At 74.0% G+C, this 23112-nt stretch carries 25 protein-coding genes; 11 read left to right on the top strand and 14 right to left on the bottom strand.

Annotated elements, in window-relative coordinates; all coding sequences use genetic code 11:
• Window positions 1-63 precede the first annotated feature (63 nt).
• The 4 genes from ACMT9T_RS07560 to aspS form a co-directional block, all read right to left on the bottom strand.
• Window positions 64-279, bottom strand: a complete 216-nt coding sequence (locus ACMT9T_RS07560; RefSeq protein ID WP_414744966.1) for a hypothetical protein — start codon at window positions 277-279, stop codon at window positions 64-66.
• Window positions 280-341: 62 nt separating this feature from the next.
• Window positions 342-674, bottom strand: a complete 333-nt coding sequence (locus tag ACMT9T_RS07555) for a DUF7882 family protein (RefSeq protein WP_116053248.1) — start codon at window positions 672-674, stop codon at window positions 342-344.
• A gap of 182 nt (window positions 675-856) precedes the next feature.
• Window positions 857-2092: an LCP family protein gene (locus ACMT9T_RS07550; protein ID WP_414744965.1), complete on the bottom strand. Its 1236-nt coding sequence runs from the start codon at window positions 2090-2092 to the stop codon at window positions 857-859.
• A 193-nt stretch (window positions 2093-2285) separates the two neighbouring features.
• On the bottom strand, window positions 2286-3596 hold the full coding sequence (aspS, locus tag ACMT9T_RS07545; protein WP_414744964.1) for an aspartate--tRNA(Asn) ligase: 1311 nt from the start codon (window positions 3594-3596) through the stop codon (window positions 2286-2288).
• Window positions 3597-3708: 112 nt separating this feature from the next.
• Between aspS and ACMT9T_RS07540 the strand changes: the two genes are divergently transcribed.
• Genes ACMT9T_RS07540 through ACMT9T_RS07530 form a run of 3 tightly spaced genes read left to right on the top strand, consistent with a single transcriptional unit; the run spans window position 3709 to window position 6055 of the window.
• Window positions 3709-4524 carry a LamB/YcsF family protein gene (locus ACMT9T_RS07540; RefSeq protein ID WP_414744963.1) on the top strand — a complete coding sequence of 272 codons (816 nt, stop codon included), beginning with the start codon at window positions 3709-3711 and terminating at the stop codon, window positions 4522-4524.
• Complete coding sequence (locus ACMT9T_RS07535; RefSeq protein WP_414744962.1) at window positions 4521-5141, top strand: 5-oxoprolinase subunit B family protein; 621 nt, start codon at window positions 4521-4523, stop codon at window positions 5139-5141. The genes ACMT9T_RS07540 and ACMT9T_RS07535 overlap by 4 nt, the downstream gene beginning before the upstream one ends.
• Complete coding sequence (locus ACMT9T_RS07530) at window positions 5138-6055, top strand: 5-oxoprolinase subunit C family protein (RefSeq protein ID WP_414744961.1); 918 nt, start codon at window positions 5138-5140, stop codon at window positions 6053-6055. The genes ACMT9T_RS07535 and ACMT9T_RS07530 overlap by 4 nt, the downstream gene beginning before the upstream one ends.
• Window positions 6056-6111: 56 nt before the next feature.
• Here the strand turns inward: ACMT9T_RS07530 and ACMT9T_RS07525 are convergent, their stop codons facing one another.
• The 4 genes from ACMT9T_RS07525 to ACMT9T_RS07510 form a co-directional block, all read right to left on the bottom strand.
• Window positions 6112-6918 carry a DUF2510 domain-containing protein gene (locus tag ACMT9T_RS07525; protein ID WP_414744960.1) on the bottom strand — a complete coding sequence of 269 codons (807 nt, stop codon included), beginning with the start codon at window positions 6916-6918 and terminating at the stop codon, window positions 6112-6114.
• A 117-nt stretch (window positions 6919-7035) separates the two neighbouring features.
• Window positions 7036-9525, bottom strand: coding sequence for an excinuclease ABC subunit UvrA (locus tag ACMT9T_RS07520; RefSeq protein ID WP_414744959.1), 2490 nt, complete (start codon window positions 9523-9525; stop codon window positions 7036-7038).
• A 95-nt stretch (window positions 9526-9620) separates the two neighbouring features.
• Window positions 9621-9833, bottom strand: coding sequence for a hypothetical protein (locus ACMT9T_RS07515; RefSeq protein WP_414744958.1), 213 nt, complete (start codon window positions 9831-9833; stop codon window positions 9621-9623).
• A 234-nt stretch (window positions 9834-10067) separates the two neighbouring features.
• Entirely contained in the window at window positions 10068-11114 is a 1047-nt protein-coding gene (locus tag ACMT9T_RS07510) for a sigma-70 family RNA polymerase sigma factor (protein WP_414744957.1), read from the bottom strand.
• 316 nt (window positions 11115-11430) lie between these two features.
• Between ACMT9T_RS07510 and ACMT9T_RS07505 the strand changes: the two genes are divergently transcribed.
• The 5 genes from ACMT9T_RS07505 to ccsB are packed head-to-tail and all read left to right on the top strand — an operon-like array spanning window position 11431 to window position 16070.
• A complete protein-coding gene (locus ACMT9T_RS07505) occupies window positions 11431-12075 on the top strand; it encodes a histidine phosphatase family protein (RefSeq protein WP_414744956.1) in 645 nt (214 codons plus the stop codon).
• Window positions 12075-12686: a TlpA family protein disulfide reductase gene (locus tag ACMT9T_RS07500; protein ID WP_414744955.1), complete on the top strand. Its 612-nt coding sequence runs from the start codon at window positions 12075-12077 to the stop codon at window positions 12684-12686. Before ACMT9T_RS07505 ends, ACMT9T_RS07500 begins: the two co-directional genes overlap by 1 nt.
• Window positions 12687-13427, top strand: coding sequence for a cytochrome c biogenesis CcdA family protein (locus tag ACMT9T_RS07495; RefSeq protein ID WP_414744954.1), 741 nt, complete (start codon window positions 12687-12689; stop codon window positions 13425-13427). It abuts the gene before it with no gap.
• Complete coding sequence (gene resB / locus ACMT9T_RS07490; RefSeq protein WP_414744953.1) at window positions 13411-15069, top strand: cytochrome c biogenesis protein ResB; 1659 nt, start codon at window positions 13411-13413, stop codon at window positions 15067-15069. The genes ACMT9T_RS07495 and resB overlap by 17 nt, the downstream gene beginning before the upstream one ends.
• Window positions 15066-16070, top strand: a complete 1005-nt coding sequence (ccsB, locus tag ACMT9T_RS07485) for a c-type cytochrome biogenesis protein CcsB (RefSeq protein WP_414744952.1) — start codon at window positions 15066-15068, stop codon at window positions 16068-16070. Before resB ends, ccsB begins: the two co-directional genes overlap by 4 nt.
• 36 nt (window positions 16071-16106) lie before the next feature.
• Here ccsB and ACMT9T_RS07480 read toward each other — a convergent pair whose 3' ends face one another.
• The gene (locus ACMT9T_RS07480) at window positions 16107-17090 is read right to left on the bottom strand and encodes an o-succinylbenzoate synthase (protein ID WP_414744951.1); all 984 of its coding nucleotides are present in this window, start codon (window positions 17088-17090) and stop codon (window positions 16107-16109) included.
• Window positions 17091-17144: 54 nt separating this feature from the next.
• Between ACMT9T_RS07480 and ACMT9T_RS07475 the strand changes: the two genes are divergently transcribed.
• Window positions 17145-18056 carry a 1,4-dihydroxy-2-naphthoyl-CoA synthase gene (locus ACMT9T_RS07475; protein WP_414744950.1) on the top strand — a complete coding sequence of 304 codons (912 nt, stop codon included), beginning with the start codon at window positions 17145-17147 and terminating at the stop codon, window positions 18054-18056.
• Window positions 18057-18075: 19 nt separating this feature from the next.
• The gene (locus ACMT9T_RS07470) at window positions 18076-19254 is read left to right on the top strand and encodes an AMP-binding protein (protein ID WP_414744949.1); all 1179 of its coding nucleotides are present in this window, start codon (window positions 18076-18078) and stop codon (window positions 19252-19254) included.
• 99 nt (window positions 19255-19353) lie between these two features.
• Here ACMT9T_RS07470 and ACMT9T_RS07465 read toward each other — a convergent pair whose 3' ends face one another.
• A complete protein-coding gene (locus ACMT9T_RS07465) occupies window positions 19354-19527 on the bottom strand; it encodes a CsbD family protein (RefSeq protein WP_015489305.1) in 174 nt (57 codons plus the stop codon).
• A gap of 141 nt (window positions 19528-19668) precedes the next feature.
• Between ACMT9T_RS07465 and ACMT9T_RS07460 the strand changes: the two genes are divergently transcribed.
• Entirely contained in the window at window positions 19669-19944 is a 276-nt protein-coding gene (locus tag ACMT9T_RS07460) for a hypothetical protein (protein WP_414744948.1), read from the top strand.
• On the opposite strand, the gene ACMT9T_RS07455 is transcribed toward ACMT9T_RS07460, so the two are convergent.
• Genes ACMT9T_RS07455 through ACMT9T_RS07440 form a run of 4 tightly spaced genes read right to left on the bottom strand, consistent with a single transcriptional unit; the run spans window position 19934 to window position 23065 of the window.
• The gene (locus ACMT9T_RS07455) at window positions 19934-20482 is read right to left on the bottom strand and encodes an NUDIX hydrolase (RefSeq protein ID WP_414744947.1); all 549 of its coding nucleotides are present in this window, start codon (window positions 20480-20482) and stop codon (window positions 19934-19936) included. The two genes, ACMT9T_RS07460 and ACMT9T_RS07455, sit on opposite strands and share 11 nt — an antisense overlap.
• 9 nt (window positions 20483-20491) lie before the next feature.
• Window positions 20492-21097, bottom strand: coding sequence for a GNAT family N-acetyltransferase (locus ACMT9T_RS07450; RefSeq protein WP_414744946.1), 606 nt, complete (start codon window positions 21095-21097; stop codon window positions 20492-20494).
• A 13-nt stretch (window positions 21098-21110) separates the two neighbouring features.
• Window positions 21111-21749, bottom strand: a complete 639-nt coding sequence (locus ACMT9T_RS07445; protein WP_414744945.1) for a GNAT family N-acetyltransferase — start codon at window positions 21747-21749, stop codon at window positions 21111-21113.
• The gene (locus ACMT9T_RS07440) at window positions 21746-23065 is read right to left on the bottom strand and encodes a glutamyl-tRNA reductase (protein WP_414744944.1); all 1320 of its coding nucleotides are present in this window, start codon (window positions 23063-23065) and stop codon (window positions 21746-21748) included. Before ACMT9T_RS07440 ends, ACMT9T_RS07445 begins: the two co-directional genes overlap by 4 nt.
• Window positions 23066-23112 lie beyond the last annotated feature (47 nt).

Genomic DNA, 23112 nt, shown 5'->3' with positions numbered 1-23112 from the left:
CGGGCGGCCGGCCGGTCGTCGGCCGGGCGACGGACCCGCGTACGCGCCGGGATGCAGGTCGCGTCAGGCGCGCGGGCGGGCCTCGTCGAGGATCCGCACGGCCACGTCCGCGGGCACCGTGTACGTGATGGTCGCCGTCACGCGCGCCACGCTGTCGTCCGAGACGCTCGTGCCGGCGAAGTCGACGGAGACGTCGCGCACCTCCCGGGCGATGACGGCGGCGGACTCGGCCGCGGCGAGGATCGCGTCGTCGTCGTAGGGCAGGTTCGTGAGGGCCATGGGCGTCCTTGGGGTGCGGGGCGGGTGCGGGTGCGAGTGCGAGTGCGTCGGAGGGCGCGTCGTCAGTCGGCGCGCGGCTCGTGGTGCGTCGCCGTGCCGGGCGGCGGCTCCGGCACCAGGTGCAGCCCGGCGCCGGTGTTCGCGCTGTCCATGAGCAGGTCCACCCAGGCGGGGTTGATCGCGGGGGAGCGGCTGCCCGAGAAGCGGAAGTGCAGCGGCAGCTCGGGCGCGACCCACACGGTGCTGCGGCCGTCGCCCTCGGACGCCGGGTACTTCCACGAGAACGCGAAGCTCTCCTTGCGGCGCAGCTTGTTGAGCATCACGATCTGCAGGTGCGCGAGGGCGCGGTCGTCGATGGTGGTGCGCGTCGTGCTGTCGAAGATCAGCTGGCCCATGCCGTGCCCTCCGTACGTGTCCCGTCCTGGTCTCCGTCGAGGGCATGGATCCGGCGGCGTCCGCGCGTCCACGGCTCGGCGACCCCGCGGGTGAGGGCATCGAGCGATGGGAAGGATATTACGGCAACAGAGGAAACGCAGACCTGGACGGCGGCGAACCCGTCGCCCTGCGGATGCCCGCGTCAGCCGTTCGAGCAGGTCTCCTCCGAGGCCGTCTGGCCCGTCACGCCCTCGGGGAGCACGGCCGGGGCGGACGGATCCGCGGAGGGCGCGGCGCCCGCATCGGGTGCCGGCGTGGTCGGCGTCGGGGCGGGAGCCTCGGGCGCCGCGACGCCCTGGCCGGTGCTCCCCGGCGCGAGGGTGAAGTCGGCGTCGGCCGCGATGAGGCGGATCATCTCGTCGCCCTTGGCGACGTCCTGCGCCACGCGCCCGCTCTCCAGCCGGGTGCTCGGGTACTGCACGAACGTGAAGCGGTCGAGGGGGATGTCCTTGACCGTGAGGGCCAGCGACGCGATCGCGGCCGGGCTGTCGAGCGAGGTCGACAGCACCATGTTGTCGACTGCGGCCCGGGCGATCCCGTAGACCTTGGCCGGGTTCGTGAGGGTGTCGGTCGCCGTGATGGTGCGCAGCAGCGCGCTGAGGAACACCTGCTGGTTGCTGATGCGGGAGATGTCGCTCTGGTCACCCACCCCGTACCGCGTGCGGAGGAACTGGACGGCCTCGCGCCCCTGCAGCGGGTGGATCCCGGGCTGCAGGTCGAGGTCCGTCTTTCGGTCGCGCAGGCGGTTGGCGATGCACACGGGCACCCCGCCCACCGCGTTCGACATGGCGACGACCCCGTTGAACTGGATGACGCCGCCGTACGGCACCTCGAGGCCCGTGATCGCCTCGACGGCCCGCACGACGCACGGGAGCCCGCCGCGCTTGAGCGCCACGTTGATCTGCACGCCGGAGGACGCGGGGACCTCCGCTCCGTCCGCACCGGTGCACGCCGGCATGTCGACGAGCATGTCGCGCGGGAAGGAGACGACGGTCGCGCGCGTGTGGTCCTCGCTGATGTGGAGGAGCATAGTGACGTCGTTGAGGTTGCCGGTCTGGACGTCCTTGCCCGTGCCGTAGCCGTCTCCCTGGCCCTCGCGGGTGTCGCCGCCCACCAGCAGGATGTTCGCCCCGCCGTCGATCCCGCCGATGGAGGGCGGCGGCGCCTGCCCGTCCCCGATGTCGACCGCGTTGGCCTGCACCGTGCGCGCCAGGTCCCACGCGGCGAACGCGGCGACGGATCCGGTGCTCACGAGCGCGACCGCGGCCACCACGACCGCACCGATGACCGCGGTGCGCACCCCGCTCGGCTTCCGCAGCCGGCCGTGCCGGGCGATCCCGCGCGCCGGGCGGCGGTCCTGTCGCGTCTCGTGGGGCATGCGGGCTCCTCGGCGTCGGGGCGTGCGGCCGGCCCGGTCGGATCGGCGGTGCCTGCCACGCTACGGACCCGAGGGCGTCCGCGGTTCCCCCGAGCGATGTAGATCCGCGCCCCCGAGGGCCTTCCCGCGCCCCGGACACGCGGAACGGCCCGACCCCCGGCGAAGGGGATCGGGCCGTCCGGTGGAGCGGGACCTACGGGGCGAGCCGGTTCGGACCGCGGAAGAGGTAGGTGACCTCGCGCAGGTTCGACTGGTGCAGCAGCAGCATCAGCACGCGGTTGAGGCCCATGCCGAACCCGCCGTGCGGGGGCACGCCGTAGCGGAAGAAGTCGAGGTACGAGCCGAGCTCCTCGGGGTCGAGGCCCTTCTCGCGGGCCTGCGCCTCGAGCACCTCGACGCGGTGCTCGCGCTGGGCGCCCGTGGTGATCTCGACGCCGTTCCAGATGAGGTCGTAGCTGTTCGTGATCGACGGGTCCTCGGCGTTGCGCATGTGGTAGAACGGCCGGATCGACGACGGGTAGTCCGTGAGGAACACGAACTCGTGGCCGAACTCCTCCATCACGTGCGCGGCGATCTGGCGCTCGCCCTCGGGGTCGAGGTCGTCGTCCGCGCGGTCGATCACGTGGCCGCGCTTCGCGACGATGTCCTTGGCCTCGAGCAGCGGGATCCGCGGGAACGGGATGCTCGGCACGGTCACCTCCACGTCGAACAGCTCGCGGATCTCGTCGCCGTGCTTCTCCTTCACCGCGGTGAGCGCGGCGACGATGAGCTCCTCCTGGAGCCGCGCGACGTCCTCGTGGCTCTCGACCCAGCTGATCTCCGCGTCCACAGAGGTGAACTCGGTCGCGTGGCGCGAGGTGAAGGACGGGTCGGCGCGGAACGCCGGGCCGACCTCGAACATCTTGCCGAAGCCGGCGGACTGCGCCATCTGCTTGAAGAACTGCGGGCTCTGCGCGAGGTACGCGACGCCGTCGAAGTAGTCGACCTTGAAGAGCTCGGCGTTCGACTCGGAGGGCGTGGCCATGAGCTTGGGGGAGAAGACCTCGATGAAGTCGTGCTCGACCCAGTAGGTGCGCAGCGCGTGGACGAGCGTGGTCTGCACGCGGAAGATGAGCGAGTTGCGGGGCGCGCGCAGGTCGATGAAGCGCCAGTCGAGGCGCTTGTCGATGGAGGAGTCGGCCGCGATGGGCGTCTCCGGGATGGCCGCGCCCGCGACCTCGATGCCGGACAGGCCGATCTCGAGCCCGCCGAGCTTCACGCGCTCGTCGTGCTTGAGGGTGCCGGTCGCGGTGAGGAAGGTGCCGGCGGCGAGCCCCGAGATGGTGTCGGCGGTCTCGTCCTCCTCGCCCTGGCGCTTGTAGGTGAGCTGGACGGCGCCGGACTCGTCGCGGAGGATCACGAACTGGATCTTCTTCTGATCCCGGACGGTCTCGACCCAGCCGGAGACGGCCACGTCCCCGTCGTCGAGGGCGGCCAGGTTCTTGATGAGGGTGCGTGAGGTCACGGTCGTCGAGTCTATCCGCGCCGCTGTCGGGCCGGTCGCCCCGCGGGCCGCCTAGCCTGGTGCGGACGGCCCCGCGGAGCGCGGCGGCCGCGCCCGGTGCAGGGGAGACGCCATGCAGATCGACCTCAACAGCGACCTCGCCGAGTCCTTCGGCCGCTGGACCCTCGGCGACGACGACGACATGCTCGACGTCGTCTCGAGCGCCAACGTGGCCTGCGGGTTCCACGCGGGGGATCCGCTCGTCATGCTGCACGCGCTCGAGCGCGCCGCCCGGAACGGCGTCGCGGTCGGCGCGCACGTCGCCTACCGCGACCTCGCGGGCTTCGGCCGCCGTGACCTCGACGCCTCGCCCGCCGAGCTCACGGGCGACGTGCTCTACCAGCTCGCGGCGGTCTCGGGGATGGCCCGGACGGTCGGCGCGCGCGTCTCCTACATCAAGCCGCACGGCGCCCTCTACAACCGCATCGCCCATGACCCGGTCCAGGCGCAGGCCGTGGTCGACGCGGTCGTGGCGCTGGATCCGACGCTCCCCGTGCTGGGCCTCCCCGGCTCCGAGATCCTGCGGCTGGCCGCCGCGGCGGGGTTGCCGACGCGCGTCGAGGCGTTCACCGACCGCGCGTACACGCCCGAGGGCGCGCTCGTGTCCCGGCGGCAGGAGGGCGCGGTGATCCACGACCCGGCCGAGGTCGCGGCCCGCTCGGTGCGCATGGCGACGGAGGGCACGGTGGTCGCGATCGACGGATCCGTCGTGCGGCTCGACCCCGACTCCCTCTGCCTGCACAGCGACACCCCGGGCGCCGTCGGGCTGGCCCGCGCGGTGCGCGACGCCCTCGAGGCGGCGGGCGTGGCGATCCGGCCGGTGCCCGACCAGGACGAGGCCGCCCGGCGGCCCCGTTCCACGACGCCGGCGCAGCGGCTCGCGCTGTGACACTCCGGCTCCTGCCGTGCGGCGACGCCGCCGTCATGCTCGACCTCGACTCGCTCGACGAGGTCCTCCGCCTCCAGCCCGTGCTCGACGCGACGCGGCCCCCGGGCGTCGTCGACGTCGTGCCGGGCGCGCGCAGCATCCTCGTCACGGTGGATCCGCACGTGCTCCCGCTCGCCGCCGCCCGCTCCTGGGCGCTCGCCGCGCGGCCCGCCGACGAGGCCGGTGCCCGCGGCGGCGAGCCCGTGGAGATCGACGTGGTCTACGACGGCGAGGACCTCGCGGACGTCGCCGCGCTCCTCGGCGTCGGCGTGCGCGAGGTCGTCGAGCGGCACACCTCCGGCACCTGGACCGTCGCGTTCGGCGGCTTCGCGCCCGGCTTCGGCTACCTCGCGGGGGTGCCCGGCCTCGAGGTGCCGCGCCGCACGTCGCCGCGGCCGCGCGTCCCGGCGGGTGCCGTGGCGCTCGCCGGGGAGTTCAGCGGCATCTACCCGCGGGCCTCGCCGGGCGGCTGGCAGCTCATCGGCACCACGAACGCCGTGCTGTGGGATCCGGCGCGCGAGCCCGCGGCGCTCCTCCAGCCCGGATCCGCCGTGCGCTTCCGCGAGGTGACGGCGTGACCGGCGAGCCGGCCGTCCGCCGCGGCCGCCGCGCGTCCGTCCCCGCCGCCCCCGCGCTCGTGGTCGAGCGCACCGGCCCGCTGATGCTCGTGCAGGACGCGGGCCGACCCGGTCACGGCGGCATCGGCGTCTCCCCGTCCGGCGCGCTGGATCCGCGTGCCCTCGCCGACGCGAACCTCCTCGTCGGCAACGCGCCGGGCACGGCCGGCCTCGAGATCGTGCTCGGCGGCGCCGTGCTGCGCGCGACGGCCGCGGTGTGGGTCGCGGTGACCGGCGCCGTCGGCCCCCTCATGCGCACGGCGGGCCGGGAGACGCGGCCCGCGCCCTGGTCGGCGGCGCTCTTGCTCGACGCGGGCGACTCGCTGGAGATCGGCGCGGCCGCGGCGGGGATCCGCTGGTACCTCGCCGTCCGCGGCGGAGTCGACGTCGCGCCCGTCCTCGGCTCGCGCGCCACCGACCTGCTCTCGCGCGTGGGACCGGCGCCCGTCGCGGTGGGCGACGCGCTGCCCGTCGGATCCGCGCCAGCGGGTCCCGTGCCGCCCGTCGACTCGCTCGCCGTGTCGGCCCCCGCTGGCGGCGAGGTGGTCCTCCGCGTCTCGCCCGGCCCGCGCCTCGACTGGTTCGCCGACGGATCCTGGGCCGCGCTCCTCGACCGCCCGTGGGAGGTCACGGCGGAGGCCGACCGCGTGGGCGTGCGCCTCGACGGCAAGCCGCTCGAGCGCCGGATCCCGGGCGAGCTCCCCAGCGAGGGCGTCGTCACGGGCGCGCTCCAGGTCCCGCCGTCGGGGCGGCCGATCCTCTTCCTCGCCGACCACCCGATGACGGGCGGCTACCCGGTGATCGGCGTGGTGGCGCGCGACGACGTCCGCCTCGCCGCGCAGCTGCGCCCCGGGCAGCGCATCCGCTTCGTCTGAGGGGAGGCGCCGACCGGGGCGCAGGTCGTGCGGGTGGAGCGGGTGGTGCGCGGGGATCAGTACCCGAAGGTGCCGTACCGCTGCATCATCGAGGTCGCGGCCTCGACGCCCTTGACGATCGCGACGAACATGACGATGACGTTGAGCCCGACCCACAGCCAGATGGGCGACAGCGCGGCGCCGGGGGCGCCCTCGATGCGGCGGCGGACGATGATCGACCGGCCGATCAGGTAGACCCCGCCGGCGACGGGGATGAACGCCCACGCCCAGTGGAAGGGCTTGGCGATGCCGCGGCGGCCCAGGTCGCGCCAGTCGAAGTAGGCGAGGACGACCGTGCCGGCCCACACCAGGAACTGGACGAGGCTGCTGAGCGCGGACGCGACGGCGGCCTCGGGACTCGGCCCGCGCGGGCTCATGTCGAGCGCGGCGCGGTAGTCGACGTTGAGCGCGATGAGGAGGGAGATCACCGGCAGCGCCGCGAGCACCCAGATCGCCCAGGTGAACGGCGACGTGGACGCGGCGACCGTCGGCAGCGGAGCGGGGGCCGCGTAGGCCTGCTGGGCGTAGCCGGCCTGGGAGTAGGGCTGCTGGGAGTAGGGCTGCTGCGCGTGCGGCTGCTGTCCGTACGCGGGCTGCGGCCCGGCCGGCGGCACGTACGGCGCCGACGACGCGGTCGCGGGTGCCGCCTCGGCGGGCCGCTCCCCGGATCCGGCCGTCGAGCCCGTCGTCGACGCGGCAGCGGGCGGCGCGTCCGTCAGGTGGTCGGTCCAGCGCGTGCCGTCCCACCAGCGCAGGCGGTCGGATCCGGCGGGGTCCGCGTACCAGCCCGCGGGCGTGGAGGGTGTTCCGGTCGAGTCAGTCACGTGGTGCTCCTTGGGGAGGTGCGGGATGCCGATGCGCGTCGGACGCGCGCGGGGCGCGGACGCTGGACGTCAGACTACCCACGTCGCGCTGCGCCCGCGCCGACGCACGGGACCCCATCAGGACGCGTCGAGACGCCGGGCGAGGTACGGCGCCGTGCGGCTCCCGGCGGTGTCCGCGACCTCGCGCGGCGTGCCCTGCGCGACGATCCGCCCGCCCTGGTCGCCACCCGACGGCCCGAGGTCGATGACCCGGTCGGCGTCCGCCACCACGTCCATCTCGTGCTCCACCACCACGACCGTGTTCCCCGCGTCGACGAGCCCCTGCAGCTGGCGGAGCAGCAGCACGACGTCGGCGGGGTGCAGCCCCGTGGTCGGCTCGTCGAGCAGGTAGAGGGTGTGGCCGCGGGGCGCGCGCTGCAGCTCGGTGGCCAGCTTGATCCGCTGCGCCTCGCCGCCCGACAGCTCGGTCGCCGGCTGGCCGAGCCGCAGGTAGCCGAGGCCCACGTCCCGCAGCGTCGCGAGCGCGCGCGCGGCGAGCGGCACGTCGTGGAGGAAGCCGTGCGCCTCGTCCACCGTCATGGCCAGCACGTCCGCGATGGAGCGTCCGCGGTACTCGATCTCGAGGGTCGCCGGCTCGTACCGGGCGCCGTGGCACGTGGGGCACGGGCCGTAGGAGCCGGGCAGGAAGAGGAGCTCGACGGTCACGGATCCCTCGCCCTGGCACGTCTCGCACCGCCCGCCCGCGACGTTGAACGAGAACCGGCCGGCGCCGTAGCCGCGGGCGCGCGCCTCGTCGGTGGCCGCGTACGTGCGGCGGACCGCGTCGAAGAGGCCGGTGTAGGTGGCGAGCGTCGAGCGCGGCGTGCGGCCGATCGGGCGCTGGTCCACCGACACGAGCCGGTCGACCGCGTCGGCGCCCTCGACCCGGGCGATGCGTGCGGGGCCGGAGGCGTCGTCGTCGCCGTCCGCGTCGTCTGTGGGCTCGACCACCACGCGGTCGGGCGCGAGGGAGGCGCGCAGCAGGTCAGGCAGCACGCGGCTCACGAGCGTCGACTTGCCGGATCCGGAGACGCCCGTCACCGCGACCATCACGCCGAGCGGGATCTCCACGTCGAGGTCGACGAGGTTGTGCAGCGTCACGCCCGTGGCCCGGATGCTCCCGGTGGGCGTCCGCGGCGTCCGCGCGGCGCGCGGCGGCGCGAGGTCGGGGAAGAGGTGCGGCCTGGTCGCGGAGGCCTCCACCTCGCGGAGGCCGGCGACGGGACCGGAGTAGAGGACGGATCCGCCCGCCTGCCCCGCGCCCGGGCCCACGTCCACGATCCAGTCGGCCCGCCGCACGACGTCCATGTCGTGCTCGACGACGAACACCGAGTTGCCGGAGTCGCGCAGCTGCTCGAGCACCTCGAGGAGTGGCTCGGCGTCGGCCGGGTGCAGCCCCGCCGACGGCTCGTCGAGCACGTAGACGACGCCGAACAGGCCCGACCGCAGCTGCGTGGCGAGCCGGAGCCGCTGCATCTCGCCGGGCGACAGCGTCGTCGTGACGCGGCCGAGGCTGAGGTACCCGAGCCCGAGGTCCACGAGCACGGCGAGGCGCGCGACGAGGTCGGTCGTGATCGTCACGGCCACCTCGCCCATGCCCTTCGCCGGTGCGATGGCGTCGGCGAGGTCGGCGAGCGTGAGCGCGTTGAGCTCGGCGATGCTGCGGCCGGCGAAGGTCACGGACAGCGCCTCGGGCGTGAGCCCGCTGCCGCCGCACCGCTCGCACGTGCCCGAGACCATGTGCGCGAGCGCCGCCTCGCGGAGCCGCGGGCTCGCGGAGTCGGCGAGCGTGTGCAGCACGTAGGAACGCGCGCTCCAGAACCGCCCGTTGTACGGCTTCGCCACGCGGTCCCGCTGCGGCGTGATCTGCACCACCGGCTGCTCCTCGGTGAACAGGATCCAGTCCCTGGCCTCCTTCGGCAGCTCGCGCCACGGCACGTCCACGTCGTACCCGAGCGCGATCACGATGTCGCGCAGGTTCTTGCCCTGCCAGGCGCCGGGCCACGCGGCGATGGCGCCCTCGCGGATCGAGAGCGACGGATCCGGCACGAGCGAGTCCTCGGTCACCGTGTGCGCGACGCCGAGCCCATGGCAGACCGGGCACGCGCCCGCGGCGGTGTTGGGGGAGAAGGCGTCGGAGTCGAGCCTGCCCTGGCCCGCCGGATACGTGCCCGCGCGCGACAGGAGCATGCGCAGCGAGTTGGAGAGCGTGGTCACGGTGCCGACGGTCGAGCGCGTGCTGGGCGCACCGCGCCGCTGCTGGAGGGCGACCGCGGGCGGCAGGCCCGTGATGCTCTCGACGTGCGGCGTCTGCTCCTGCCGGATGAGGCGGCGCGCGTACGGCGCCACCGACTCGAAGAAGCGGCGCTGCGCCTCCGCGTAGACGGTGCCGAACGCGAGCGACGACTTGCCGGATCCGGAGACCCCCGTGAACGCGACGATGCGGTCGCGCGGGATGTCGACGTCCACTTCGCGGAGCGTGTTCTCCGACGCGCCCCGCACGCGCACGAAGCCGTCGGCGCGGTCGTCGGGGGCGGATGCGGTGGGGCGGATCTCGGAGGAAGGCACCTGCTCGACCCTAGGCCCGCTCGCGCGCGGTCGTTGGGTCGGTGCGCGCGCCGCCCGGAGGTGCTGGCGCCTGCCGGACGAGCGGGGCGGTCGGCTCAGCCCAGCGCGCCGCGCGCCTCCTGCAGCGTGCGGAAGTCGCCCACGTCGCGTCCGAGGCGGTCGGTGACGTGGAAGCCCACGCCCCACCGCTCCTCGCTCATGCCGGCGAACTCGTCGCCGCGGCGGGCGACCCAGAGTCCTGCAGCGACGGGGGACCAGCTGATGCCGGGGATGTCGGTCCGACCGGGTGCGGTCTGCGTGAGAGCCATGGCTCCTCCTCCTCGCGGCTCGTCGTCGAGCCGCATGCTGTCGTCGCCGACGTGGATGCGCGTCGCGACGCCGCCCGTTCCGGGTGGACCTCGACTGTATGCGCACTAATGGCTAGTGGGCCCAGTTCTGAGCGGATCCGCAGGATCACGGGCCCTGGGGGCGCTCGAGCGCCCGCGCACGACAGGAGGGGCCGCCCGCGACATGCGCGGACGGCCCCTCCCGGATGCGGCGGATCAGCCGCGGATGTACGTCTCCAGCTCCGGGATGCGGAGCTTGGCGAGCACCTTCTTCTCGATCTGGCGCACGCGCTCGCGCGTCACGCCGAGCTGCTGGCTGACGAACGCGAGCGACCGCGGCTCGAGGCCGGCGAGGCCGAAGCGCATCCGCACGACCTCGGCGTCGCGCTCGGCGAGCCCGTCGATGAGGCGCGTGACGTGCGCGGCCATGAGCTGCTGCGTCACGACGTCGATGGGCTGGGTCACGTCGGCGTCCTCGATGAGGTCGGCCATCTCGGTGTCGCCGTCGCCGCCGCTGCCGCCCACGAGGACCTGCAGGGACATGGGCTCCTGCGCGCGGTCGAGCAGGTAGCGCACCTTGGTGACGGGCGTGTCCGACTCGCGCGCGATCTCCTCCATGGAGGGGTCGCGGCCGAGCTCGACCGCGAGCTCGCGCTGCACCGCGTTGATGCGGTTGATGTGCTCGACGGTGTGCACGGGGATCCGGATGGTGCGGCTCGTGTCGGCCATGCCGCGGGTGATCGACTGCTTGATCCACCACGACGCGTAGGTCGAGAACTTGAACCCGGCCTGGTAGTCGAACTTCTCCACCGCCCGCACGAGGCCCATGTTGCCCTCCTGGATGAGGTCGAGGAACGGCAGGCCGCGGCCCGTGTAGCGCTTGGCGATGCTCACGACGAGGCGGAGGTTCGCGTTCACGAGGTGCTGCTTGGCGCGCATCCCGTCCTGGGCGAGCGTCTGGTACTCGCGGCGCTCGCCGGGCGTCAGGTCGGTGCGGGTGTCGAGCACCTCCTGGGAGAGGACGCCCACCTCGATGCGGCGGGCGACCGTCACCTCCTGCTCGGCGGTGAGCAGCGGCACGCGGCCGATCTGGCGCAGGTAGTCCTTGACGGCGTCGGTGCTGGCGCCGGGGGTCACGAGCGAGGGCTCGGGGAGGTCGGAGTCCGCGTACGGATCGACCGGACCGACGGCCTCGACCTGGTCGAGGGAGGAGTCGGTGCTGGTGCTGTCGGTGGCCGTGGGCCTGGTCGGTGTCATCGTCATGGTGCCCGTTCCTTCCGCGCCGTCCCGGACGGCATCGTCATGCGGGCCCGCGTCCGGTCGACGGGGGTCTCGGGCGGATCCCCGTTGTCTCCGGGAGTCCGCCGCGAGGCCGGATCACGACCTCGAGCACCTAAGTTAGCGTGCAATTCGTTTGGGGCCCAAACGTTCGCATACGTGCGTAATGTTCGGGTGCGGACCGATCCGAGGGGCCGCTCCGCACCTGTGTCCTCGATCGTATTGGGGACGAACGGTTAGCGCATGGGGTTGCGTTCGCTGCTCGGCGGTTGTACATCTGCACGCCACCTACACTTGTCGCGTGGTCGCCTCACGAATCCATCTCGTCCGTCACGGCGAGGTGCACAACCCGCACGGAGTCCTCTACGGACGCATCCCGGGATACGGCCTCTCCGACCTCGGCCACCGCATGGCCGACGCCGCCGCCCGCGCGCTGGAGGAGGAGGGCGCTCCCGTCAACCGCGTGATCGCCTCCCCGCTGCAGCGCGCGCAGGAGTCCGCCGCTCCGTGGGCCGAGCGCTTCGCCCTCGAGGTCACCACCGACGAGCGGGTCATCGAGCCCACCAACCGCTTCGAGGGATCCCGCTTCCCCTCGCCCGCGCGCCTCGCGCGCTCCCCGAGGCTCTGGCCGCTCGTCGTCGACCCCATCCGGCCGAGCTGGGGTGAGTCCTACCGCTCCATCGCCGCGCGCATGGCGGAGGCCGTGAAGGCCGCGCACCGCTCGGTGCCCGACGGCGACGTCGTCATCGTCACCCACCAGCTGCCCATCTGGATGGTGCACCTCTCCCTCGCGGGCGAGCGCCTCTTCCACGACCCGCGCCAGCGCCGCTGCGCGCTGTCGAGCATCACCACGGTGGAGCGCGTCGGCGACCGCTTCGTCGAGACCGGCTACATCGACGCGGCAGCCGGCCTGTCCGACCTCGCGGTCGACGAGGGGGCCGTGTGATGCCCCGCGTCCGCCGCCCGCGTCGCCTGCTCGGAGTCGCCGCGACCGCGGCGCTCGCCGCCGTCGTCCTCGCCGGATGCACGGAGGATCCGCTGGCCGCCCAGTACCGCAGCGGCAACAACGAGCGCTACATCGCCGGCGACGGCACCTTCACGGAGGTCCCGCTCGCCGACCGCGACGCGCCCGTCGACTTCTCGGGCACGCTCGCCGACGGCACGGAGATCTCGTCCGCCGACTACCGCGGCTCCGTCACCGTCGTCAACTTCTGGTACGCCGAATGCCCGCCCTGCCGCCTCGAGGCCAAGGACCTGCAGGCCGCCAGCGAGGAGCACGCGCCCGACGGCGTGAAGTTCCTCGGCGTGAACACGCGCGACCGGGCGCCGAACGTCGACTCGTTCGACCGCACCTACGGCATCACCTACCCGTCCGTCCTCGACGTCGAGGACACCTCCATGCAGCTCGCGTTCGCCGGCACCATCGCGCCGAACGCCGTGCCCGCCACCATCGTGCTCGACCGGCAGGGCCGCGTCGCGTCCCGCGTGCTCGGGCAGATCGACCCCGGCGTGCTCCGCACGCTCGTCTCCGACACCGTCGCGGAGCCGGCGGGCTAGGTGGACCAGATCCAGAGCGCCCTCTCCGGCCAGCTCCTCGTCGCGGTGCCGCTGGCCCTGCTCGCGGGCCTGGTCTCGTTCGCGTCGCCGTGCGTGCTGCCGCTCGTGCCCGGCTACCTCGGGTACATCGGCGGCATGGCCGAGGCGAAGGGCGGATCCGCGACGCGGCGTCGCCTGCTCCTCGGCACCGCGCTCTTCGTCCTCGGCTTCTCCGCCGTCTTCATCGTCACCACGCTCGTCTCGGCCACGGCCGGGTTCTGGCTGATGCGCTGGCAGGGCCTCATCACCCGGATCCTCGGGGTCGTCCTCATCGTCATGGGGCTCGTCTTCACCGGCCGGCTCGGCTTCCTGCAGCGCCAGGTGAAGAGCTCGTGGCGTCCGGCGACCGGGCTGGCGGGCGCGCCGCTGCTCGGCGTCGTGTTCGGCATCGGCTGGGCGCCCTGCATCGGCCCGACCCTCGCGGTCGTCATCTCCATGAGCCTCACCTCGGCCGACGCGGGCCGCGGCGTGCTGCTCGGCGTCGCCTACTGCATCGGGCTCGGCGTGCCGTTCCTCCTCGTGGCCCTCGGCCTCGGGTGGATGACGCGCACCGTCGGGTTCCTCCGCCGTCACATCCGCACCGTCAACCTCGTCGGGGGAGCCCTGCTGATCCTCATCGGGCTGCTCATGGTCTCGGGCCTCTGGTCGGCGTGGATGCTCCAGCTCCAGGGGGTGATCGCCACGTATGTCCCGGCCATCTGACCACGTCGACTCCCCGCGGCAGGCGCCGCGGCCGACCGCCGGCGACGGCGCGCCCATCGCGCAGCCCAAGCTCGGGTTCCTCGGCACGCTGCGCTGGTTCTGGCGGCAGCTGACGAGCATGCGCACGGCGCTGTTCCTGCTGCTGCTGCTCGCGTTCGCCGCCATCCCCGGATCGCTCGTGCCGCAGCGCAGCTCCGACCCGAACGGCGTCACCCAGTTCCGCGCGGACAACCCGGACCTCTATCCCGTGCTCGACAAGCTGCAGGTGTTCGACACCTACAGCTCCGTCTGGTTCTCGTCCATCTACCTGCTGCTGTTCATCAGCCTCATCGGCTGCGTCGTGCCGCGCGCCAAGCACCACCTCGACGCGCTCCGCCAGGCGCCGCCCAAGACGCCCGCGCGGCTCTCGCGCCTGGCCGGGTACACGACCCGCACGACCACCGCGGATCCCGTCGACGCCATCCGCCAGGCCCGCGCGCTGCTCAAGCGCCAGCGGTACCGCACGGTCCTCGTCGACGACGCGTCGGCCGCGGGCGGCGTGCTCTCCGTCTCCGCCGAGCGGGGCTACCTGCGCGAGACCGGCAACCTCGTGTTCCACTCCGCGCTGGTGGGGATCCTGGTCACGGTCGGCATCGGCGGCGGCTTCGGCTACTCCGGGCAGAAGGTGCTCGTGGAGGGCCAGTCGTTCGTCAACACGCTCTCGACCTTCGACTCGTTCAACCCCGGCCGCTTCTTCGACGACTCGGCCCTCACCCCGTACCGGGTGAAGCTGAACGCGCTGCACGTGCAGTACGAGCAGGAGAACCCGAACGCCATCGGCCAGCCGCTCGACTTCACGGCCGACGTGACCGCCGACGTCCCCGGCGGCCAGCCGCAGGACCGCGAGGTCAAGGTCAACGACCCGCTCGCCATCGGCGGCACCGACATGTACCTGCTCGGCAACGGGTACGCGCCGCACGTGACGGTGCGGGATCCGGACGGCAACAGCGTCTACAGCGCCGACGTGCCGTTCCTGCCGCAGGACGCGAAGCTCACGTCGCTCGGCGTGGTCAAGGTGCCGGACGGCCTGCGCGAGCAGGTCGGCATGCTCGGCTTCTTCTACCCGACGCAGGGCGCGGAGAAGGCGCCGTTCTTCTCCTCGTACCCCGACCTCGACAACCCGCTGCTGACCCTCAACGTGTACACGGGCGACCTCGGGATCGACGGCGGCGTGCCGACATCGGTCTACACGCTGGACACCGGGAACCTCACGCAGCTCACCGGCGGCAAGACGGGCGTGCAGTCCATCGAGCTCGCGCCCGGCCAGACCGTCGACCTGCCGGACGGGCTCGGCACCGTGAGCCTCGACTCCGTGCCGCGCTTCGTCTCCTTCGACGTGCACCACGACCCGACGCAGGGCTGGGTCCTGCTGTTCGCGATCCTCATCCTCGGCGGCCTGCTCACGTCCCTGTTCGTGCCGCGTCGGCGCGTCTGGGTCAAGGCGGTGCCGCAGGCGGACGGTTCCACCACCCTCGAGTACGCGGGACTAGCCCGCGGCGAGGACCCCACGCTGGAGGCCGCGGTCGCGGCCCTGGCGGACAAGCACGCGGCCGGCCTCGAGCCGGGCGCGATGTCAGAAGCGGAAGTTAGGCTCCCCTCGTGAACACGGCCATGCTCGACGACGTCTCCCTCATCGCGCTCCTCGTCGCGATGGGGCTCTACGCGGCCGCGTTCATCGCGTTCGCCCTCGATCTCGCGCGCCGCTCGGCGCTCGTCGCCGACGCGGCCACCGCCGCGGCCCGCCAGCCCTCCGCGGTCGGCGCCACCGCCGCCCGGCGCGGCGGCACAGCCACCCTCGAGCGGGAGCCCGTGGCCTCCGGGCCGGACGCGCCCGTGGCGGCCGGCCGGTCGATCAGCCTCAACGTCGCCATGGTCCTGCTCGTCGTCGGCTTCGTCGCCCACGCCGTCGCCACCGTGCTCCGCGGCCTCGCCGCCTCGCGCGTGCCGTGGGCGAACATGTACGAGTTCGCCATGACGGGCACGCTGCTCATCCTCAGCGTCTACCTCATCGTGCTCACGCGCCGGGACCTGCGGTTCCTCGGCACGTTCGTCACCGGGCTCATCCTCATCCTGCTGGGCATCGCCGTGGTGCAGTACCGCGTCGAGGTCGCGCCGCTGCCGCCGTCGCTGCAGTCGTACTGGCTCGTGATCCACGTCTTCGTCGCCGCGCTCGGCACGGGCTTCTTCGCCCTGGCCTTCGCGCTCTCGGGCGTGCAGCTGCTGCAGTTCCGGCGCGAGTCGCTCGCGGCCGACGCGCAGTCCATGAAGCTGCGCTTCCTCGCGACGCTGCCCGACTCCGTCACGCTCGAGTCGATGGCGTACCGCCTCAACATCGTGGGCTTCATCTTCTGGACCTTCACGCTCATGGCCGGTGCCATCTGGGCCGAGCGCGCCTGGGGTCGCTACTGGGGCTGGGACACCAAGGAGGTCTGGACCTTCATCATCTGGGTGCTCTACGCCGGTTACATCCACGCACGGGCCACGCGCGGCTGGCGCGGGTCGCGCTCCGCGTGGCTGGCCATCATCGGGTTCTCCGCCGTCATGTTCAACTTCGGCGTCGTGAACGTGTTCTTCAAGGGCCTGCACACCTACAGCGGGCTGTAGGCGCCGGGCCGATCGGGCCGCGCCGGGCTCGCCGCGTCAGGCGCGTGCGAGCAGGGCGTGCGTGCGGCGGATCCGGTCGAGCCACCATGCGCGACGGTCCGCGTCGGCGGCGTGGGCGTCGAGCAGGCGCGCATCCGGCGTGACGCGACGCACCGGGATCCGGCCGTCGACCGGCACGAGCGGGTCGGCCGTGACATCCTCGACGAAGAGCGAGACCGTGCCCAGGCCGCAGTCGTGCGGCAGCTCGGGGATCGCGGCGGCGAGGTGCGCGGCCATCGAGATGCCCACGCTCGTGTCGAGGGCGCTCGAGACCACCACCGGCAGGCCCGCGTCCTGCGTGATCCGGAGCGCGCGGTGGATCCCGCCGAGCGGCTGCGCCTTGACCACCAGCAAGTCGGCGGCGCCGGCCCGCGCGACCCGCAGCGGGTCGTCGGCCTTGCGGACGCTCTCGTCCGCGGCGACGGGCACCCCCAGGTGGCGGATCCGCTCCCGCAGCTCGGCGAGCTCCTCCACGCTCGCGCAGGGCTGCTCCACGTACTCGAGGTCGTGCTCGGCGAGGGCGTGCACCGCGTGCTCGGCTTCGTCGACGTTCCACGCGGCGTTCGCGTCGACGCGCACGCGGCCCTCGGGGCCGAGAAGGCGGCGCACCTCGGCGACGCGCGCCACGTCGTCCGCGAGCGTCGTGCCGCGCTCGGCGACCTTGACCTTGGCGGTGCGGCAGCCGGGGAACCGCGCGAGCACCTCGGCGACACGCGACGCCTCGACCGCGGGGATGGTCGCGTTCACGAGCACGTGGTCGCGGAGCGGCGCGGGCGGCGCCGTCCACCCGAAGTCGACCGCGGCCGCGAGCCAGGCGGCGGACTCCGCGTCGTCGTACTCGACGAACGGCGAGAACTCCGTCCAGCCGAGCGGGCCCTCGAAGAGCACGGCCTCGCGCACGTCGAGGCCGCGGAAGCGCGTGCGGAGGGGGAGGGCGACGACGCGGGCGGTGGCGAGCAGGTCGTCCAGGGCGGGGAGCATGGATCCAGCCTCGCACCCGCGGGCCGCCGACGGGGCGACGCCTAGGCTGGACGCATGGTGAAGCAGGTCTCCGACATCCACGATCCCACCCGCTGGCGCGACGTGCCCCTCGCGGAGGGCTTCACCGACATCACCTACCACCACGACCTCACGGGCCGGATCGCGCGCATCGCCTTCGACCGGCCCGAGGTGCGGAACGCCTTCCGCCCGCGCACGGTCGACGAGCTGTACCAGGCGCTCGACGACGCCCGCCAGGATCCGCGCATCGGCGTCGTGCTCCTCACCGGCAACGGCCCGAGCCCGAAGGACGGCGGGTGGGCGTTCTGCAGCGGCGGCGACCAGCGGATCCGCGGACGCGACGGCTACAAGTACGCGGAGGGCGAGACCGCGGAGGGCGTCGACCCGGCCCGCGCCGGACGCCTGCACATCCTCGAGGTGCAGCGGCTGATCCGCTTCATGCCGAAGGTCGTCATCGCGGTCGTCCCGGGCTGGGCGGCGGGCGGCGGGCACTCGCTGCACGTGGTCTGCGACCTCACGCTCGCGTCGGCCGAGCACGGCCGCTTCAAGCAGACCGACGCCGACGTCGGGTCGTTCGACGGCGGGTACGGATCCGCGTACTTCGCCCGGCAGGTCGGCCAGAAGTCCGCGCGCGAGGTGTTCTTCCTCGCCGAGGAGCACAGCGCCCAGCGCATGTACGAGATGGGCGCCGTGAACCGCGTCGTGCCGCACGCCGAGCTCGAGACGACGGCGCTCGACTGGGCCGAGACGATCCTCGGCAAGTCGCCCACCGCGATCCGCATGCTCAAGTACGCCTTCAACGCCGTGGACGACGGCATGGTCGGCCAGCAGGTGTTCGCGGGCGAGGCCACGCGCCTCGCCTACGGCACCGACGAGGCCGTCGAGGGGCGCGACTCCTTCCTCGAGAAGCGCGCGCCCGACTGGTCGCCGTTCCCGTGGCAGTTCTGACCGCGGCGGCCGCGCGCCCGTGAGGCCGCTCGCACGCCTGACCGCGACGGGCGCCGACGTCGTCCCGCTCCTCCGCGCCGCGCTCGCGGGCGACGGGCCGGCGCTGCTCGCGCGGCCGGTCGGCGCTCCCGTCGCCGCCGGGGATCCGCCGCCGCCAGCTCAGGTCGAGCGCCGCGTCGCGCTCGTGGTCGAGACGTCCGGCACCACCTCACGGCCCAAGCGCGTGGCCCTGTCGGCGGACGCGCTGCTGGCGAGCGCGGCCGCGTCGCAGACGGCGCTCGGGGCGCCCGGGCAGTGGATCCTCGCGCTGCCCACCCACTACATCGCCGGCCTCCAGGTGATCGTGCGCTCCATAGCCGCGGGCACGGCGCCGGCGGTCCTCGCGCGCGGCAGCTTCGACCCGCGCGCGTTCGCCGAGCTCGCCGCGTCGATGGACGCGCGCGTCGCCCGCTACACGTCGCTCGTGCCCACGCAGCTGCACAGGCTCGTCGAGGCCGCGGAGGTCGGCGCGGAGGGCGGGCGCGTCCGCGACGCCGTGCGCCGACTCGACGCGATCCTCGTGGGCGGCCAGGCCACGCCGCCGCAGCTGGTCGACCGCGCGGCCGCGCTGGGCTGGCGCGTGGTGCGCACCTACGGATCCAGCGAGACAGCGGGCGGATGCGTCTACGACGGCGTGCCGGTCGCGACGGCCGAGATCGCCGTGGTCGACGGCCAGGTGGAGCTCGCGGGGCCGATGCTCGCGGAGGGCTACCTCGGGGATCCGGCCGCGACCGACGCCGCGTTCGGCGAGCACGACGGGCGCCGCTGGTACCGCACGGGCGACGGCGGCGAGCTGGTCGACGGCGTGCTGCGGATCACCGGCCGCCTCGACGACGTGGTCATCTCCGGTGGCGAGAAGCTGCGGCTCGCCGCGGTGGAGGAGGCCGTGCGGTCGCTCGCCGCGTGGGACGCGCGGCTCGGCGAGGCCGTCGCGGTGCCCGGCGAGCACGCGGGATGGGGGCAGCGTCCGGTCGTGTTCGCGCCCGGCGCCGTGGATCCGGTGCTCGCCGAGCGCGTGCGCCGCGAGCTCGCCACGCGGCTGGGCCGTGTTGCCGGATCCGCCGTCGTGCGCGGGATCGACGCCATGCCGACCCTGCCGTCCGGCAAGCCCGACCGGCGGGCGCTCCGGGCCCTGGCCGACGCGGACCCGTCCGCCTGAGCCGCAACGCCCGGCCCAGCCCGCCCCTGGACATGACGAGGGGCCGGATGCTCCGCACCCGGCCCCTCGCCTCTCGGGACGGACGTCCCCCCGGAAGTCCTACTTCTTGAAGACGTCCTTCACGTTCTCGCCGGCCTGCTTGGCGCTTGCCCCGGCCTGCTTCGCTTCGCCTTCGGCGACCTTGCTGTCGTCGCCGGTCAGCTTCCCGAAGGCCTCCTCGGCCTTCCCCGCGAGCTTCTCGCCGGTGTTTTGGGCCTTGTCGTCTGCACTCATTCGCGCTCCTTCGTTCGGTGGATGGGACGTCTCCGACGCTACGCCTGCGCGGGCGCGTCGTCACCCCGCTCCCACCGGACGCACGGGCGGGAGCCGCCCGGGGCCCCGTGCTCCGCGCGCTCCCCGTGGGAGGATGGGCGCATGGCCACCCGCACCCCAGACGCCCGCGCGAAGGGCCTCCTGTCCTGGCTCCTCCTCGCGGTCGGCGTCGTGATGGCGGCCTTCACGATCGCGATCCTCGTCGCGGCCGTGCAGGTCGACGGGGTCGGCGAGGTGACCGGGACGCTCGTCGCCGGCGGCATCGCGACCCTGGTCGCGATCGTCGCGTTCGTCGACCAGCGGCGGAAGGTGCGCGCGACGCGCACGGCGGAGCTGGCGGACGCCCCCGCCCCCGGGGACGACGCCGTCAGTCGATGAGCCGGAGCGCCACGAGGCGCTCCAGGGCCTCCCGGCCGGCGGGCGGGCAGCGGTCCGCGTCCGCGGATCCCACGAGCTCCACCTCGGCCACCTCGCCCGACGCCACGGGCTCCTGCCGCGTCCCCGCGCGCGGCTCCGCGCGGTAGACCGTCATGCTCACGAGACGCCCCTCGTGCGCGCCGTGCGCCTCGGCCAGCACCGTGAAGAGGTCCTCGATGCTCGCGGGGTCGATGTCGAGCCCGACCTCCTCGGACGCCTCGCGCACGAGCGCCTGCCGCGCCCCCTCGCCGGGCTCGATCTTCCCGCCCGGCAGGTAGAGCACGTCCTGCCCCGCGACGCGCACCATCAGCACGCGGCGGTCGCGGATGAGCGCGAGGGCGGCCACGCGGAGCGGCCTGTCGGCGGCGGTGCGGCGGCGGGCGGCGGCGACGCGGGGATCCGCCGCGTCGAGCTCGTCGAGCTCGTCGAGGTCGTCGTCATCGTCGTCGTCGAGGACGGGGACGACCGGTCGGCCGGCGGGGTCGGGGGTCGATGTCACGCGGTCCTCCTACAGTCCGTCGAGGCTCTTGCGAGCCGCCCACTCCACGTCGAGCAGCGCGACGACCACGGTACCGGCCCAGGCTCCGTGATCCCATCGGTCGTGCACGAGGAGCGCCTCCCGTCGCATCCCGAGGCGCTCGGCCAGCCCGAGCGCGGTGGCGTCGGCGGCGTCGACCCGGCAGGCGACGCGGTGCACGCCGGCCTCCGCGAACGCGAGCTCGATGACCCGGTCGGCCGCCTCGGCCGCGAGGCCCGCGCCGCGGGCGTCCTCGTGCAGCACGATGCCGAGCTCCGCCTGCCGGGCGCCGGGAGCGCGCAGCCGCAGGTGGACCTTGCCGACCACGCGCGCCGACCGCGGACCCAGCGCCGGCAGCTCGACCGCCAGCGCGAGCCGGTCGCCGACCGCGGCCAGGCGGGTCCAGCCGAGGCGGTCGGCGAGCATGCGCTCCGGGTCGGACGCGGATCCGGCCAGGTGCTCCCGAGCGCCCGGCGCGGCGGCGTAGGCCTCGAGGGCGACCACGTCGTCCAGGACGAAGGGGCGCAGCACGAGCCGGGCCGTGCGGACGGGACCCCGCACCTCGACCGGGTCGAGCGCGGGCAGGTCGCCGTCCACGGGGATCCGCGGGTCAGGTCGTGGCGGGCGGCGTCGCCGCCCACTCGTCGGCCAGCACGGCGTAGTACAGGCTGTCGACCCACTCGCCCTTCACGAGGTGCTCCTCGCGGAAGCGGCCCTCCAGGCGCATGCCGAGGCGCTCGGCCATGCGCGCGGAGGAGGCGTTGCGGGCGTCGAGCTGCGCGAGGACGCGGTGGGCGCCCGCGCGCTGGAAGGCGATGTCGAGCATGGCGCGGCTGGCCTCGGTGGCGTAGCCCTTCCCGGCGAAGTCCGGGTTCATGACCCAGCCGACCTCGAGCTGGCGGGATGCGGCGTTGCGGAGGAGGAGGGAGACGTCGCCGATGACGCGACCGGATCCCGCGCGCGGGTTCAGGCTGGGCTCGTCCGGCAGCTCGACGGCGAGCCCGAGGAAGTCGTGGCTCTGCTCGAGGCGCGTCTGGCGGCGGCGTCCGGCGAGGTGGCGCTTGGAGGCCTCGCGGTCGCGGAGGGGCCAGAACATGTACTGGACCACGTCGGGCCGGCGCTGGATGTCGGCGTAGTCGTCGAGGTCGTCGGCCGTGTAGGGCCGGATCACCAGGCGCTCGGTGCGCACCGGCTCGGTCATCCTGAGCGGCGCGTCGAGGCGCGGGCCGCGGAGGATGCGGGGCCTCACGACGCCGAGCCCGCCTCGGCCGCGCGCGGCAGGGCCACGGCGACGGGGGAGGAGACCGCGGCGGGCAGCTCCACGTCCAGGCCGAAGAGCGCCTGCACGGCGTCGACCACGCGGGCGCCCTCGCCCTGGCGGGCGAGCTCGCGGGCGCGGACGGACGGCTGGTGCACGAGGACGCTCACGAGGTGGCGGAGCGCCTTCTCGGTGGCCTCCGAGGAGCCGCCGCGCTTGCGGACGCGCTCCAGCTCGCCCTCGAGCACGTCGAAGATGTGGGTGCGCAGCGCGACGACCGCGGGGGCGACCGCGTCCTCGGCGCTCGCGGCGCGGAACTCGGCGGCGGCGGTGCTGACGATCTCGCGGGCGTCGTCCGTGGCGGTGAGGTCGCGCAGCGGCGCGTGGAGGCTGATGGTCTCGAGGTCGAGGAGCTCCACGCCCGCGACGGTGACGACGTCGGGATCCACGTTGCGGGGGAGGCCCAGGTCGATGACGAGGCGGCGGCGACCGTCACCCGAGACGGCGGCCGCGCCCTGCATGTGGTGCGCGGCGAGCACGGCGGCGGGGGCGGTGCTGCAGGTGACGACGACGTCGGACGCGGCGAGCGCCTTGAGGAGGTCGCGCCCCTCGACGGCGGGGATGCCGTGCGGCCCGGCGAACTTCCGCGCGCGGCCGGAGGGGGAGTAGACGTGCACGTCGACGACGCCGCGGTCGCGGAGGGCCGCGAGGCTCGCCCCCGCGTAGGCGCCCGTGCCGACGAGGAGGACGCGCGTGGCCGACCAGTCGGCGATCCGGCTCTCGGCCAGGTCGAGCGCGAGGCGGACCATGGAGCGGCCGGCGCTCTGCAGGCCCGTGCGGGTCTTGACGCCGCGGGAGGTGTTGGACGCGGTCTGGAAGAGGCGCTCGAGGCCCGTGCTCGTGGTGCCGCCCGTGCGCGCGCCCTCGAGCGCGCGGCGCACCTGGCCGGCGATCTCGCCCTCGCCGACGACGACGGACTCGAGGCCCGAGGAGACGGCGAACAGGTGCTCGGCGACCGCGTCGCCGCACTTCACGTCGACGCTGCCGCGGACGTCGTCCCGGGCGATGCCGCTCGCGCCGCTGACCACGTCGATCGTGGCCTCGACGGCCAGCGCGCGGGCCGCGGTGAGGGGCTCCTCCACGTCGAGGTAGGCCTCGAAGCGGTTGCAGGTGGCGAGGACGACGGCCCCCGCGATGAAGTCGTTCTGCTCCATGAGCGTGCCGGCGACGGAGGGTGCGGCCACGGACAGCTTCTCGAGGACCTCGAAGCTGGCGTTGTGATGACTCGCCGTCAGACATATGAGCACGCTCCATGGTAAACCTCCCGGCCGAGTGCTCGGGGCCGGGGCCGGCT

It is taken from the genome of Clavibacter vidaverae (assembly GCF_047529985.1).
Lineage (GTDB): Bacteria > Actinomycetota > Actinomycetes > Actinomycetales > Microbacteriaceae > Clavibacter > Clavibacter nebraskensis_A.
This window is presented reverse-complemented; position numbering and strand designations above follow the sequence as displayed.